11 protein-coding genes and 2 pseudogenes are annotated in these 13,430 nt (G+C 67.5%); 11 read left to right on the top strand and 2 right to left on the bottom strand.

All coding sequences use genetic code 11. From position 1 onward, the window contains the following. The 10 genes and pseudogenes from GTZ93_RS24005 (at position 1) to GTZ93_RS23960 (ending at position 9,758) form a co-directional block, all read left to right on the top strand. Positions 1-1,692 carry a methyl-accepting chemotaxis protein gene (locus GTZ93_RS24005; protein ID WP_120576631.1) on the top strand — a complete coding sequence of 564 codons (1,692 nt, stop codon included), beginning with the start codon at positions 1-3 and terminating at the stop codon, positions 1,690-1,692. 15 nt (positions 1,693-1,707) lie between these two features. Next, complete coding sequence (locus tag GTZ93_RS24000) at positions 1,708-2,268, top strand: chemotaxis protein CheW (protein WP_120576632.1); 561 nt, start codon at positions 1,708-1,710, stop codon at positions 2,266-2,268. 4 nt (positions 2,269-2,272) lie between these two features. After that, entirely contained in the window at positions 2,273-3,166 is an 894-nt protein-coding gene (locus GTZ93_RS23995) for a CheR family methyltransferase (protein WP_120576633.1), read from the top strand. Between the two features lie 538 nt (positions 3,167-3,704). Next, positions 3,705-3,998 carry a hypothetical protein gene (locus GTZ93_RS23990; protein WP_161663014.1) on the top strand — a complete coding sequence of 98 codons (294 nt, stop codon included), beginning with the start codon at positions 3,705-3,707 and terminating at the stop codon, positions 3,996-3,998. Positions 3,999-4,154: 156 nt separating this feature from the next. Continuing rightward, positions 4,155-4,511, top strand: a complete 357-nt coding sequence (locus tag GTZ93_RS23985) for a hypothetical protein (protein WP_139915674.1) — start codon at positions 4,155-4,157, stop codon at positions 4,509-4,511. Positions 4,512-4,539: 28 nt separating this feature from the next. Beyond that, positions 4,540-4,908 (top strand): annotated as a pseudogene (locus GTZ93_RS23980) (DUF6310 domain-containing protein); the annotation flags it as partial. Then, positions 4,905-5,660 (top strand): DUF5953 family protein, encoded by a 756-nt coding sequence (locus GTZ93_RS23975; protein WP_139915673.1) that lies wholly within the window; start codon positions 4,905-4,907, stop codon positions 5,658-5,660. The pseudogene GTZ93_RS23980 and the gene GTZ93_RS23975, both read left to right, overlap by 4 nt. A 101-nt stretch (positions 5,661-5,761) precedes the next feature. Then, a complete protein-coding gene (locus GTZ93_RS23970) occupies positions 5,762-6,631 on the top strand; it encodes a DUF2381 family protein (RefSeq protein ID WP_139915672.1) in 870 nt (289 codons plus the stop codon). Next, positions 6,628-8,434 (top strand): annotated as a pseudogene (locus tag GTZ93_RS23965) (serine/threonine protein kinase). The gene GTZ93_RS23970 and the pseudogene GTZ93_RS23965 overlap by 4 nt, the downstream one beginning before the upstream one ends. Before the next feature lie 160 nt (positions 8,435-8,594). Next, complete coding sequence (locus GTZ93_RS23960) at positions 8,595-9,758, top strand: serine/threonine protein kinase (RefSeq protein WP_257978968.1); 1,164 nt, start codon at positions 8,595-8,597, stop codon at positions 9,756-9,758. On the opposite strand, the gene GTZ93_RS23955 is transcribed toward GTZ93_RS23960, so the two are convergent. After that, entirely contained in the window at positions 9,742-10,644 is a 903-nt protein-coding gene (locus GTZ93_RS23955) for a CPBP family intramembrane glutamic endopeptidase (protein WP_139915671.1), read from the bottom strand. The genes GTZ93_RS23960 and GTZ93_RS23955 overlap by 17 nt on opposite strands. Before the next feature lie 98 nt (positions 10,645-10,742). On the opposite strand from GTZ93_RS23955, the gene GTZ93_RS23950 reads away from it, so the two are divergent. Then, complete coding sequence (locus tag GTZ93_RS23950; protein ID WP_139915670.1) at positions 10,743-11,123, top strand: type II toxin-antitoxin system PemK/MazF family toxin; 381 nt, start codon at positions 10,743-10,745, stop codon at positions 11,121-11,123. 52 nt (positions 11,124-11,175) lie between these two features. Here the strand turns inward: GTZ93_RS23950 and GTZ93_RS23945 are convergent, their stop codons facing one another. Further along, complete coding sequence (locus tag GTZ93_RS23945) at positions 11,176-13,368, bottom strand: RCC1 domain-containing protein (RefSeq protein ID WP_139915669.1); 2,193 nt, start codon at positions 13,366-13,368, stop codon at positions 11,176-11,178. Positions 13,369-13,430: the final 62 nt, after the last annotated feature.

Here is a 13,430-nt window from a genome sequence, read left to right as displayed (position 1 = left end):
ATGTTCAACAACCTGAGCATCACGGCGAAGCTGACGCTCGCCTTCAGCGCGATGGTCGCCATCATCATCGCGCTCGTGGTGGTGGTGTACACGACCATCCTCAAGGTCTCCGTCACCGCCGAGGGCGATACGGAAAGCCACAAGGTGCTCATCGCCGTGCGCACCCTGGAGGGTGACATGGCCGACCTGGAGACGGGGCAGCGCGGCTTCCTCATCACTGGCGACGACAAGTTCCTGGAGCCCTACAACATGGCCCGGATGAGCGTGTCGCAGAGCCTGGACAGCATCCGCCAGCTCACCCAGAGCGACCACCGCCAGCAGGAGCGCCAGCAGGAGATCCGCGACCTGTTGCAGCAGTGGATTTCCCAGCACCTGGAGCCCCTCATCGCGCAGCGCCGCGAGGTCAACGCGGGCCGCGGGGAGCTGGCCCAGCTGGTCGCGGTGGAGCAGTCCGCGCGCGGCAAGCAGACCGCGGACCGCATCCGCATGCTGCTCACCAAGCTGGGGGACGACGAAACCGCCCTGCTGGCCGAGCGCACCACCCGCACCGCGGGCATGGTGGTGGACCTCTACGACATGATCATCATGGGCGGCGTCCTGGGCGTGGTGCTCGCGGCCCTGCTGTCCTTCTTCCTCACCCGCAGCATCGTGCAGCCGCTGACGGAGGCCGTGCAGGTGACGTCGCAGGTGACGGCGGGCGACCTCACGGCGAACATCACCACGCGGGGCACGGACGAGACGGGCCGGATGATGGGCAGCATGCGCGACATGATCCACCGGCTGTCGGGCGTCATCAGCGAGGTGCGCGGCGCCGCGGGCTCGCTGTCGTCGGCGTCCCTCCAGGTGGCGTCCGCCGCGCAGGGGCTGTCGCAGGGCACCAGCTCCCAGGCGGCCTCCGTGGAGGAGACCACCGCCAGCCTGGAGCAGCTCAACGTCAGCATCCGCCAGAACTCGGAGAACAGCCGGGAGATGGAGCAGACGGCCCTCAAGGGCGCCCGTGACGCGGAGGAGAGCGGCCGCGCGGTGAAGGAGACCGTGGAGGCGATGAACGCCATCGCGGAGCGCATCGACATCGTGGAGGAGATTGCCTACCAGACGAACCTGCTCGCGCTGAACGCCGCCGTGGAGGCCGCGCGCGCCGGGGAGCACGGCCGGGGCTTCTCCGTCGTCGCCACGGAGGTACGCAAGCTGGCGGAGCGCAGCCAGAAGGCCGCGAAGGAGATTGGCAGCCTGGCCACCTCCAGCGTGAAGGTCGCCGAGCGCAGCGGCCAGCTGCTGTCGGAGCTGGTGCCCGCCATCCGCCGCACGTCGGAGCTGGTGCAGCAGGTGGCCAACGCCTCGCGCGAGCAGTCCATCGGCGTGTCGCAGATGAACCGCGCCATGACGCAGGTGGATCAAGTCACGCAGCGCAACGCGTCCGCCGCGGAGGAGCTGTCCTCCACCGCGGAGGAGATGGCCACCCAGGCGGAGTCGCTGCTGCAGATGATGAACTTCTTCCGGCTGGTGGAGGGCATGAGCTTCAACGCCTCCTCCACGCAGCATCGCCCCATGGCGCCCCGGCTGCCGGCCTCGCCCGTCCGGGGCCTCCAGGCGGCGGCGCAGGGGCCGCTGGCCACGTCCACGAACGGGGCGCTGTCCCGGCTCCAGAACGGCGCGGAAGCGCCGGCCCCCCATGACTTCCAGCGGTTCTAGGAAGGGGCTCGTACCATGAGTCAGTCCACCGAACCGGGCAGCGGCAGGTCCAGTTACCTGAGCTTCATGCTCGCGGGCGAGGAGTACGCCGTGGGCCTCCTGCGGGTGCGGGAGATCATCGAACACCGCCCCGTCACGCGCGTGCCGGGGATGCCCGCGGCCGTGCAGGGCGTCATCAACCTGCGCGGCAGCGTGGTGCCCGTCGTGGACCTGGCGGTGAAGTTCGGGCTGCCGCCCCGGCCCATCACCCGCTGGTCCTGCTTCGTCATCGTGGAGGTGGTGCTCGACGGCCAGCAGACGGTGCTGGGGCTGCTCACGGACACGGTGCGCGAGGTGCTGGAGCTGGGCCCCGCGGACATCGAACCGCCCCCCGCCTTCGGCACGCGCGTGCGGCTGGAGTTCCTCCGGGGCATGGGCCGCCACAACGACACGTTCATCCTGCTGCTGGACCTGGACCGGGTCCTGTCGCTGGAGGAGTTGCTCCGGCTGACGGCCGCCACCGACGAGGCAGCGGCTCCGGCGGCTCCGGCCCTGGCGGCTCCGGCCTCGGCACCGGAAGCATCGGGCAACGGGTGAGGGGATGAGCGAGGACGCGCTCTGGCCGTCCGCGCTGCCTCCGGCGCTGTCGCGCTCGGAGCTGGCGCTGTTCCAGCATCTGGTGGAGACGGAGGCGGGCATCCACCTGTCCGCGGCCAAGAACGCGCTGGTGGCGAACCGGCTGTCGCGGCGGTTGCGGGAGCTGGGGCTGCCGTCCTTCGCCGCCTACCACGCGTACGTCACCGCGCGGGGGAACGAGGCGGAGAAGGTGCGGATGCTCGACAGCCTCTGCACCCACGAGACGTCCTTCTTCCGCGAGCCCCGGCACTTCGACCTGCTGCGTGAGCACGTCTTCCCGGAGTGGGCGGCCCAGGCGGCGCAGGGCCGGCGGCCCCGGAGCATCCGCGTCTGGAGCGCCGGGTGCTCCACGGGCGAGGAGCCGTACTCGCTGGCGATGGAGCTGCTGGAGGCGTTCCCCAAGGGCTCTGGGTGGAGCCTGGAGCTCGTCGCCACGGACCTGTCCACCTGGGCGGTGAAGCGCGCGGAGGAGGGCCTCTGGAGCATGGAGCGGGCCCGGACCATTCCGCAGGTGCTGCTGCGCAAGTACATGCTGAAGGGCGTGCGCACCCAGGAGGGCTTCATGTCGGCGGGCCCGGAGCTGCGCCACTTCATGCGCTTCGCCCGCGCGAACCTGCACGCGCCCGCCACCTGGCCGGTGGGACCGTTCGACATCATCTTCTGCCGCAACGTGCTCATCTACTTCGGCACGGAGGCCCGGACGCGCGTCATCCAGGGGCTGCTGTCGCGGCTGCCGGAGACGGGCTACTTCTTCCTGGGGCACGCGGAGAGCCTGATTGGCATCACCGCGGCGGCGCGCTCCGTGAGCGCCAACGTGTACACGCCGCGCCCGGGACCGCCGTTTCCGTCGCGCGAGTAGGGGAAGGCGCCGCTTTCCATTTGTGGAAAGCAGGTGCCCGCCGCTGCCCGTTGTTGCTGGGGTGGCCGGCGCCCATCCTGGTCCCATGAAACGATTTGATTTCGCGGGCAAGACGGTGCTGGTGACCGGTGCATCCATGGGCATTGGCGCGGAGTTCACCGTGATGCCCCGTCCGCAATGAACCCACCGCGGCCCGGCGTAGCAGGCTGCGAACCGGGCCGGTCGTGCTCCGGGGGGCTCGGTAGATCTGGCGGGAGTCCACCCCCATCCCGGCCTGACCACTGGAAAAACCATGGAGAGAGCGGCCAACAGCGGGAAACCGTCCACCCGCCAACAGCCAGGTGCTCTTACGGGCGAAGCAACCTTGATCCGCACGCGCTCGCCAATGCCCTGATTGGCCAGGAGAGCATGGGTTGCCTGGAGAAGTTGACTATGCGGAGCGCGAGCACACCCGAAAGAGTCCGCCGACAGCGGCGGCTGCGCATGGCGGTAGGCGCATTGATCTTCCCCGTTGCCGTGGCTCTTGGCGGATGCTCCCATGCACAACGGCCTGAGCATCGCACTTATGTCATTTCAGAAGACACCAGCGGAATGGGTGGCTCTGGCGGGCGGGATTGCGATGCCGAGCATATCCAATGTTTCGACAGATGCTGGAATTCCGTCCCTCCATTGTCGAGCATCAAAAGGGGCTCTGGCAAACACCATGAGTATTGCACGGAGGAGTGCCGGAAACAGTACATGGTTTGCATCAACGGGAAAGAGCAGAAAGCACAAAGAAGTGGAAGCGAAGCGCTTCGATTCTCAAACATTGACGGGGCGCTTGATTGGTTGAGGGCGCACCGTACCGAAGTGGCAATCGGAACGGTCGTCGTCGTCGCGGGCGTGGCCTTTGTTGTCGCAACTGGCGGCACGGGCGCGCTCGTTCTCGCTCCCCTTGCTCTCTGACTCAACGAAAAGGTGCACAGTGACAACCTCAAACGAATTTGACATGGATTCGACTCTCCGCATCCTGGATGCGGCAAGCAAAAGCTACCCGTCTGGCTCGAAGGAAGAATCAACGATCCAGCTTGCAGCGATTTCACTGCTCTACTTGCGCCGAACCAGGAATCTGGATGATTTTCTGAAATACTATCAAGAGTTTTCAGATCCGGCATTCAGTGTCCCGATTGCAAAGACATTTTCAACACAAGAGGAGGCGGATGGATGGCTGGCCAGCGGCGCGGCATCTGATGGAGATCTTGTCAGAATCAAAGACCAAGGCTTCCAGGTCATTCAGTTGCCAAATGGAATGAAATTCCTTCGAACGCCACTTCCCGAAGAGCTTGGCCCTCCGGTTTCGAAGTAGGCGCTCTGTGTCCGTGGACCGGACTGGACGCGCCAGTTGCGAGCCCGTTCCAGTGCCCCACGCGGGCGAGGACGACCCGCATAATGAATGTGCCGACAAGTTCCCACCCAACCGTTATCCCGGAATGGACGTGCTCGTTGGCGGTGTGCGCTTCGATGCGTTGCAAGTCGGCGTGCGCGTGCTGTGGGAGATCAAAACCCATCAATTTGACACGTACAATGCTTATATCCAGGACCAGGAGATTGAAAAGGAACTCAAGCAATTGCGCCAGGAGCGCGCTGCGGCGCGGGCTTGCGGATATGACTTCGTTATTGGCGTGAGCACCGACGCGCACAGACTCGCGCTGCTCAAGCAAGATCCCACCTTCAAGATCGTAGTAACGAGGTGCAGACGATGACCGCTCGCGGCCCCCTCATTATCAACGTCTATGCGCCTGCACTTGTGGGTAACGACAACCGCACACTCGCGGCCGTTCATGGCTTGGAACGAGCGTTGCCCGGCTTGCGCCTGGAGTGGAGAGTTACCGAGAGGCGACGGCTTGCCGCGTTGCCACAGCGCGATGCGTGGTTGGCTGAGGAGGCCACGCGCGGTGAGTTTCCGATGGTATGTAACAACGATGAACGTTACCCCGTGATGATTTCCGGGATGCAACGCTCCGAGTATGAGAGTCCAGGTGGACGGCCTCAGCTCCAAGTCCATGCGAAGTTGCCTCTAGATGCTGCAGTTATCGCGGCAGCGGCGGATGTGCTTGATTCAGTGGCAAAGGGCGCATGCGCGTTCTGGGGGCAGGCGACGCCGGACGGCGCTTCGGGGGACATCGCGGAGCAAATAGCTCCCACGCTAGAAGGGCCGCCGTCCCCTCCCCGGGGCCTGCCAGCCCTCAAGGTCTTCGAGCACCTCCGCTCACCCGAGATTCCCTATTACCTCGGGTGGCTGAACTTCTGGTCTGCCGCTGCCGCGGAGGCCATCGGGTTCCCGGACCCAACCCGTGACGCCGAACTGCTCACACGGGCGCGGCGCACGGCGTCTGGTGGGTGGGTCGTACAGCTCACGGATACGCCGCTCGACCTGGAGAATCCCGCCCACCTGGACGCGCTCAAGCGCGCCTACGAACGCTTTCCGGAAATCGGCGGACGAGCAGCGCCTTGACCTCGATTCAGCGGCCTGGGACGTGGCTCCGGTTGTAGGAAAGTGACCCGCTGCGCGGGCATCCGCGATGGTAGCCTTCCCATCTGGGAGGTCATGCACCATTGCTCCAACCGTTCAGATTGGCCCTGGCGCTCGCGCTTGTCTCGGGAGCTGCTGCGTGGGCTGAGTCGGCACCGGGGGCGCGCGTCAGGCGGGAACGACCCGTCACCGTCTCCAGCACGCCCACGGGACCGCTGCCCGTCGTCCACGTCGCGGGGGACACGCCGACCGTGTTCCTGTTCTCCTCACCGATCCAACGCAAGACCCTGACCTTCGATGAGTCCCGGATCCGCGTCCTGGATGCGGGCGAGCGGTCGATCATCGTTCAGCCCGTGGCCAATCTTGGCGACGGTGAGCGACAGGAGATCGCGGTCTTCTTCGCGGACGGCCACCAGCCGACGCGGGCCGCCTTCGTGCTCGTGACCGATCCGGCCGATGTGGACTCACGGATCGACGTGCAACGCCCGGAGCCGCCGAACACGGCCTGCCAGCCCACGGACCAAGCCCCGGCGCCGAAGCCGGAAGACTTCGTGCTTCTCGGCTACGTGGACGCGAAAGGAGTCACGACGTCCAGCCGCAAAGGCAATCTCAATGGAGCGCAGGGGTTTCAGTTGGAATTGATCGTCGCCTTTCGAGGCGCGGGGTGGATTCTGGCGGACGTGAAGATCATGAACAACTCCGACCGCCCAGCATGGACACCCCGAGAGGCGACATTCGTGGGGCGAGTCGGCATGCCCCTGCGGGCGCGGCTCGTCGCGGAGACGCCGGGGGCAATTCTTCCGGGGGAAGGCGGGCGCGTTCTGGCGGTCATGGAAGTGCCAAAGACGAATGCAGACCTCGTCTTCACGCTGGAGGTGCATGGGGATGGGGAGCGTCGGCTTACGATTCCAGACGTGCGCTTCCCGAAGCCCGCCGCAGAGGAGGCCCAATGAGTGCGCCGCTGCTTCATGTTCCGCCCGGTTCTCTCATTGACGGCTGGCAGGTGGCCAAGGCTCTTGGCGACGGAGGCTTTGCGTTCGTCTTCCTTGGCGAAAAGAACGGCAGGCACCGTGCCATCAAGATGGCCCAGCACCGGGAGTCCAGCGGCGACCTCAAGCAGACCCATGCCCGGACGCTGCGGGAGTTGACGGCGCTGCTCATGCTGGACCATCCGAACATTGTCCGTCCGCAAGGGCATGGCCTCGCGGAGAGTGGGAACCTCTACCTCGCGCTCGACTACGTGGACGGATGGACGCTGGCGGAGTGGGCCGAGCGCAAGCACCCGACCGTTCGTGAAATCCTCGCAGTCTTCGAGAAGATCTCCGGTGCGCTGTCATACATGCACGGCCGGGGCATCCTGCATCGGGACCTGAAGCTGTCCAACGTGCTCATCCGCAAGAGCGACGGCGAGCCCGTCATCATCGATTTCAGCTGCGCGACCTACACCCTCGCCGAAGATCTGACGGACGGGGGCTTGCCTCCGGGAACGGACCGCTATCGCGCCCCCGAGCAGTTCAAGTTCCTGCGCGAGCACAAGGACGAGCACCGGGCCCGCTACGCCTTCCAGGTCTCCGACGAGATCTTCGCGGTCGGCGTCATGCTCCATGAACTGCTGACCGACCCGCGGCCGACGGAGTTTCGTCCGCGCTTCGACTTGAACAGTCTTGCCCTTCCACCGCCGCCACCCCGCTTGATGAATGCGCGGGTTCCAGCGGAGTTGAGCGATCTCGTGGAGTGCATCCTGGCTCGAGACCCCAAGAAGCGTCCGGTCGACACCGAGGCGCTGCGCCGCGAGTTGGCGGATCTCCGCGACTCGCGCTCCGCTGAGTATGACGTGCCGGCTCATGAGCCCGCTGAACAGCGTCACGGAGGGCCGGCACCTGCGGCACTGGTCATGCCCTCCACGCAGCAGTCCCTCAAGCGACATGTGGCCTTGACGGAGCGACCGCGCCGGTCGGGAAGGTGGCTCGCAGGCATCGTTTGTATCGTCGCGCTCGTCATGGCTTCAGTCCTCTGGCGCTCGTCGAGGAGCGTCCCAGGCGGGCCAGCCGAGTCGCGCGACGCCGCAGCCCCACGTTCTCCCACCACCGCTCATTCCGCACCGCCTACGACAGCACCGCCTACTATGACACCTGCTGCCCCCTCGTCCGTGACAGTCCCGGGGCCAGCAATCGCCATTGCCCCGAAGGAAGGATCCGCCTTGAAGACCCCAGCACCCGAAGCCTCGCCCCCAGGACGTGCGCCCCGCCTGTCGAAGAAGTCCGTTGCCGCCGTCGAATGCGCGTCGCTGTCGCTCGTCGCGGCGCTGGCGGCGGGTTGTCCGGGTGCCCAGATCCGGCCCGAGGCGTTCACCTGCCCGGCCGGGGCGCAAGAGGCCATGCGGGAGCAGCTTCACTGGGAGGACGGAGACATATTCTCCCTCACAATCGACGAGCGCCAGCCCGTTGGGGGGATTCGTGTGGTTCACCGCAGGCGCGGAGGTGGTGGGAGTCGTCCCGAAAGGCATCAACAATCCCAGGCAGCGCGCGGTCGCCCCACTTGGGACACGCTTCTACGGCAAGGCGTACTACCTCTCAGACAAGATGGGGCGTGCGGATGGAGAGACACTCGTCATCCGGTATGACCGGGTGAAACTCCCAGGGCAGGAGGTGTACCCCATCTGCTTCGTGGTTGAGACCAATGCCGAAGAGTTCAAGGACGGCAGGGTAAGGGCGGCAAATCGGGGTGCCGGGTTCGTTGTGGATCGCTGGCCCTGAGGGAGCCTGGGACGACGTGGTGGGTAGGTGCTCGATTTCGCGCCCCTCCTCCCCGAACCCGACATGCACTCCCAGGGTCGTTCCGCTTCTTCCCATCCCACGGGTACCGTCGCCCGCGACGCGGGGGGCAGGGATGCCTGCGCGAAGAGGAGGAAGACACATGTCGGAAAGGGAGTTCAGGCTTCCACGCGGGGCGATTCTCTTCACGAGGGACGGCTTCCAGTATGAGTTCCGCGAAGACCTGGGAGAGCTCCACCACGGGTTGAGTCTCCTGCTGGCCCGGCGACGCACTCCAGAAGGCAGCATCCGAGGCAGGGTGCTGCTCAAGGCGGTGGGCGTTCCGAAATTGATGGAGATGCCCCGCGTCAAGCGGGCGCGGGCGAAGCTGGAAGAGCAGGTGCGCCTCGCGACGTACCTCGACCATCCGGGCATCCTCCGTGTCCACGGGCTGCACAAGGCGGAGGGGTGCTGGTACGTCATTACCGAGCATCCTTCGGGACACACCATCAACACCCTGCTGACGCTCTCCGGGGAGTGCGGTCGCCGGTTCTCGCCCCTCTTCACCCTCCATGTCGGGGCGCGCGTCGCCGAGACCCTGGAGCATGCCCACGAGGCGAAGGACGCGCAGGGGCGCTCCCTCCACATCGTCCACCGGGCGCTCGACGTCGAGCACATCTTCGTCGATTGGAACGGCGACGTGCATGTCTCCGACTTCGGACTTGCCCGTTCGGACCTGCCCGGCCGCGTTTCGTCGACGGTGCGCCAGCCGCAGGGGGATGCGTTCTACTCCTCCCCGGAGATGCTCCTGACCGGGCGTGTGGATGCGCGTTCGGACCTCTTCGCGCTCGGCAATGTCCTGCTCGAATTGGCGACAGGGAAGAACATCCTCGATGCCCCGGACGTCTTGACCGAAGAGGTGAAGGACTTGCTTTCGGTCAGGCAGCGCATGCGGGCCCGCCGTGCCGTCAGGAGGGCTCGGCTCGCTGGGAGCCCTGCCGGCGTGGAGGACGCGATCTGGCGCGCGGCGACCTACACGCAAGCGGACCTGGAGGCGTTGACGGAGCCGCTTCCACAGGGGCTGGGCCTGGTCCTGCGCAAGCTCCTCCAGCCACGCCCGGACGCCCGCTACCAGACCGCGCGGGAACTGGCGGTGGACCTGCGCCGGTGGCGAGGTGCTGCACGACCTCCCGCACGTGGGCGTCGATGTGGACAGGTGGGGCTGCCAGACCTGGTGGAGCGGGTGAAGGGGCGCTTCCCCCGGCTCCAGACCGTCACTGTCACAGGCGAGCGTGGCTTCGAGGAGACCGTCACATTGGAGGCGTGAGCGCCGGAGCCTCGTTGGGGCGGGGCAGTGCCTCCGGCTCCGGCGCGGCGGAACCCTTCCATCGCGTCAGGGCAATGATTGCCACGCTCAGGACGACGACGCAGAAGATGGACGCTTCCAGACCATAGGCGCCGCCCGTGAGCCACTCCGGGCGGCCCTCGAAGACGGGCGTCCACCAACCGCGGGCTTCCTTGCCGCTCACTCCGAAGCCCATCGTGCCCAGGAACCAATTCCAACCCATGTGCACGCCGACTGGCAGCGCCAGGTGCCGCGTGCGCAGGTAGCACAGGCCCAGCATCCAGCCCGCGAGGAAGGTGGTGACCATCGCCACGATGCGCGTGGGGGCCTCCATCTCCGTGTTGAAGGGGTGCGCCAGACAGAAGATGAGCGAGATGACCACCTGCGCCCAGCGCGTTCCCAGTCCTCGGATGGCGCGCTGGAAGAGGTAGCCGTGGAACAGCGCCTCCTCGAAGAGACCGACGCCCAGCATCAGCCAGGCCGCCTTCACGATCGCGGTCACCGGCGTGTTCGCGGCGCGCTCCAGGTGGTAGCCACCGGCCACCCAACCGAGCAGGGCCACGAGCCCCACCAGGACCATGCCGGCCAGGGCCCCCACGCCGAAGTCACGGCCCGCGCGCCGGTCCAGCGACATGCCGAGCGACGACAGGGTCAGGGGCTGCTTTTCGAGATACAGGAAGTCCAGGCTCACGAGCAGCACGCCCAGGAAGCCGAAGAAGGAGTGCGGCACGAACGGCTTCACGACGGCGGGCAGCAGCGTCCAGACCCACATCAGAATGCCCGCGAGGATGGCGGCCGTCACGACGAAGCCCAGGCCCTTCCACCCGTTGCGCAAGTGCCCTTCGCCATCCCGGAACACGGCCTTCATGATGAACCTCGCAGCGTGGTTGCACGCCCTGCCTACAACCAACGCGCGGCCCTGGGAAGGATTGCCCTGGTTCGACACGGCGTGGCACAACCCGGCGCATGAGCACGGGCCCGAAGACGATCCGCCGGGGTGACCTGTACTGGTGCGAGCCGGATGAGGCACGGGGCTCCGTGCCGCCCATCGCCCACCCGTACCTCGTCATCCAGGATGACGTCTTCAACCGCTCCCGCATCCACACCGTCATCGTCTGCGCGCTCACCTCCAATCTGAAGAAGGCGAGCGAGCCCGGCAACGTGCTGCTCGAAGCGGGGGAGGGCCACCTGGCGAAGCAGAGCGTCGTGGTCGTGTCGCAGGTGTCGTCAGTGGAGAAGTCGCGGCTCGGCGAGCGCATCGGGGCGCTCTCCGACGCGAGGGTCGAACAGGTCCTCGCGGGCCTGCGCTTCCAGCAGGCGTCCTTCTTCCGCGACCTCGACAGCTGACCCGGAGCGCGAAGGGCCTTCCGCGCTCCGGGCCGCGTGTTTCACGGAGTCATCAATACAGCAGGGATCGGATGGGGACGGTGGCGTTGACCGGATGCCCGCTGCCGAGCTGACCGGCCGAGTTGTAACCGAAGCCCCACAGCGTGCCGTCCGAGCGCAGGGCCAGCGTGAACGTTTCACCCGCGGCCACGGCGGTGGCGCCGCTCAGTCCCACCACCGGTGACGGCGTGGCGACCAGGGTGTCGAGCGTCGCCGGGTTGCCCAGACTGCCTTCGAAGTTCAACCCCCAACCCCAGAGCGAGCCGTCCGCGCGCGCAGCCACGACGTGGTAGGCCGCCGCCGCCAGGACGCCCGTCCCGCTCCAGCTGGTGAGTTGGTAGGGCACGAGGTGGCTCGCGAAGGTGCCGTCGGCCAGTTGCAGGTAGGTATTGTCCCCCCAGGCCCAGAGGGTGCCGCCCGTACGGAAGGCGAAGGAGGACTCGCCGCCCGCGCCCAGGGACACGACGCCGCTCAACCCGGCCACCAGCACCGGCAGGGACCGCGAGGTGGTGGTGCCGTCGCCCAGCTGGCCGCCGGAGTTCCACCCCCACGCCCGCACCGTGCCGTCCGAGCGCAGGGCCAGGCTGTGTTGCGCGCCCGCTACCACCGCGACCACGTTGCTCAGTCCCACCACCTGCACCGGGACCTGCCGGCTCACGGTCGTGCCGTCGCCCAGCTGTCCCTGGCCGTTGTAGCCCCAGCTCCACACGGTGCCGTCGGAGCGAAGCGCGAGCGTGTGATAACCGCCAGCCGCCACCGCGACGACGCTGCTCACGCCCGTCACCTGGCCCGGGAGGGTGCTGCCCATGGTGCTCCCGTTGCCCAGCTGCCCCCAGGAATTGCTGCCCCAGGTCCACACGGTGCCGTCGGAGCGCAGCGCCGCGGAGTGCCCGACGCCCGCCGCCACGCCCGTCATGAAGGACAGGAGCGGGAGCTGGGTGGGCTCGGCGCGGTTGCTCGTGTTGCCGATGCCCAGCTGGCCCTGGGTATTGGAGCCCCACGCCCAGACCGTGCCATTCGAGCGGAGCGCGACGGCGTGCGCGGTGCCAGCGGCCACCTTCGACACGCTGCCAATGACAGACACCGCGCTCGGCGTGGCGCGCGTCCCGAGCGTCCCGTCCCCGCGCTGGCCCGCGTCGGAGGTGCCCCACGCCCACAGCGTCCCGTCACCCAGCGCGGCCAGGGAGAAGCCACTGCCCGCGGCGATGGAGACGGCGCCGGAGAGTCCGGACACGAGGACGGGAGCGTTGCGGTTCGTCTGGGTGTCATCCCCCAGCTCTCCCCGGAGGTTCTCCCCCCATGCCCAGACGGTGCCGTCCGCGCGCACCGAGAGCGAGTGACTGGTGCCCGCCGCGACGGAGACGGTCGGCACGTCGCCCATGAGGGAGATGCCCACGGGCAGGGTGTAGGACGCGAAGTTTCCGGTCCCGAGCGCCCCGGAGCTGTTGCTGCCCCACGCATAGACGGTGCCGTCCGCGCGCACCGCGAGCGAATGGTAGTCGCCGGCCGCGAGCGCCGTGACCTGGGTGAGCCCGATGACCGCGATGGGCAGGGTGCGGTCCGTGGTGGTGAAGTCTCCCAGCTGGCCGTAGACGTTCCAGCCCCAGGCCCGGAGCGTGCCGTCCGCGCACAGCGCCAGGGTGTGGCCGGCGCCCGCCGCCACGGCGACGACGGAGGGCAGCCCGGTGACCTGGCCCGGCGTGGAGCGGTTCGTGGTGGTGCCGCTGCCGAGCTGCCCCTGGCCGTTGTTGCCCCAGGTCCACACGGTGCCGTCGGAGCGCACGGCGACGACGTGGTGGTCACCGGCCGCCACGGACACCACGTTGGTGAGCCCGGTCACCTGCACGGGCGTGGTGCGCTGGATGGTGGTGCCGTCGCCCAGCTGCCCCCAGGAGTTGCTGCCCCAGCCCCACACGGTGCCATCCGAGCGCAGCGCCACGGAGAAGCTCCGGCCCGCGGAGACCGTGGTGACGTTGGCGAGCCCCAGGACTCGCACCGGGCTCGCGCGCCGGACGGTGGTGCCGTCGCCCAGCTCTCCATTGACGTTCCAGCCCGAGGCCCAGACCGTGCCGTCCGGACGGACCGCCAGCGCATGCGCCAGGCCGGCCGCGACCCGGGGCGGGGCGGCCAGCGAGGGAGCCTTCGGCCCCAGTGCTGCTTCCGGCGAGTCCACCTTCGCGCCGTACGCGGTGAGGCTCAGCAGCATCCCGAAACATAGACATGAAAGCCTGCTCACGACGCTCGTCGAATGGCTGCGCATCCCTTGGG

It is taken from the genome of Corallococcus exiguus (genome assembly GCF_009909105.1).
GTDB lineage: Bacteria > Myxococcota > Myxococcia > Myxococcales > Myxococcaceae > Corallococcus > Corallococcus exiguus.
Note: the sequence above shows the minus strand (reverse complement) of the source record. Positions and strands in the feature narration are given on the sequence as shown.

What these genes read in the sequence shown, in the direction of transcription:
- GTZ93_RS24005 (WP_120576631.1), top strand. Translation starts at nt 1, where the DNA reads ATGTTCAACAACCTGAGCATCACGGCGAAGCTGACGCTCGCCTTCAGC.
- GTZ93_RS24000 (WP_120576632.1), top strand. Translation starts at nt 1,708, where the DNA reads ATGAGTCAGTCCACCGAACCGGGCAGCGGCAGGTCCAGTTACCTGAGC.
- GTZ93_RS23995 (WP_120576633.1), top strand. Translation starts at nt 2,273, where the DNA reads ATGAGCGAGGACGCGCTCTGGCCGTCCGCGCTGCCTCCGGCGCTGTCG.
- GTZ93_RS23990 (WP_161663014.1), top strand. Translation starts at nt 3,705, where the DNA reads ATGCACAACGGCCTGAGCATCGCACTTATGTCATTTCAGAAGACACCA.
- GTZ93_RS23985 (WP_139915674.1), top strand. Translation starts at nt 4,155, where the DNA reads ATGGATTCGACTCTCCGCATCCTGGATGCGGCAAGCAAAAGCTACCCG.
- GTZ93_RS23975 (WP_139915673.1), top strand. Translation starts at nt 4,905, where the DNA reads ATGACCGCTCGCGGCCCCCTCATTATCAACGTCTATGCGCCTGCACTT.
- GTZ93_RS23960 (WP_257978968.1), top strand. Translation starts at nt 8,595, where the DNA reads ATGTCGGAAAGGGAGTTCAGGCTTCCACGCGGGGCGATTCTCTTCACG.
- GTZ93_RS23955 (WP_139915671.1), bottom strand. Translation starts at nt 10,644, where the DNA reads ATGAAGGCCGTGTTCCGGGATGGCGAAGGGCACTTGCGCAACGGGTGG.
- GTZ93_RS23950 (WP_139915670.1), top strand. Translation starts at nt 10,743, where the DNA reads ATGAGCACGGGCCCGAAGACGATCCGCCGGGGTGACCTGTACTGGTGC.
- GTZ93_RS23945 (WP_139915669.1), bottom strand. Translation starts at nt 13,368, where the DNA reads ATGCTGCTGAGCCTCACCGCGTACGGCGCGAAGGTGGACTCGCCGGAA.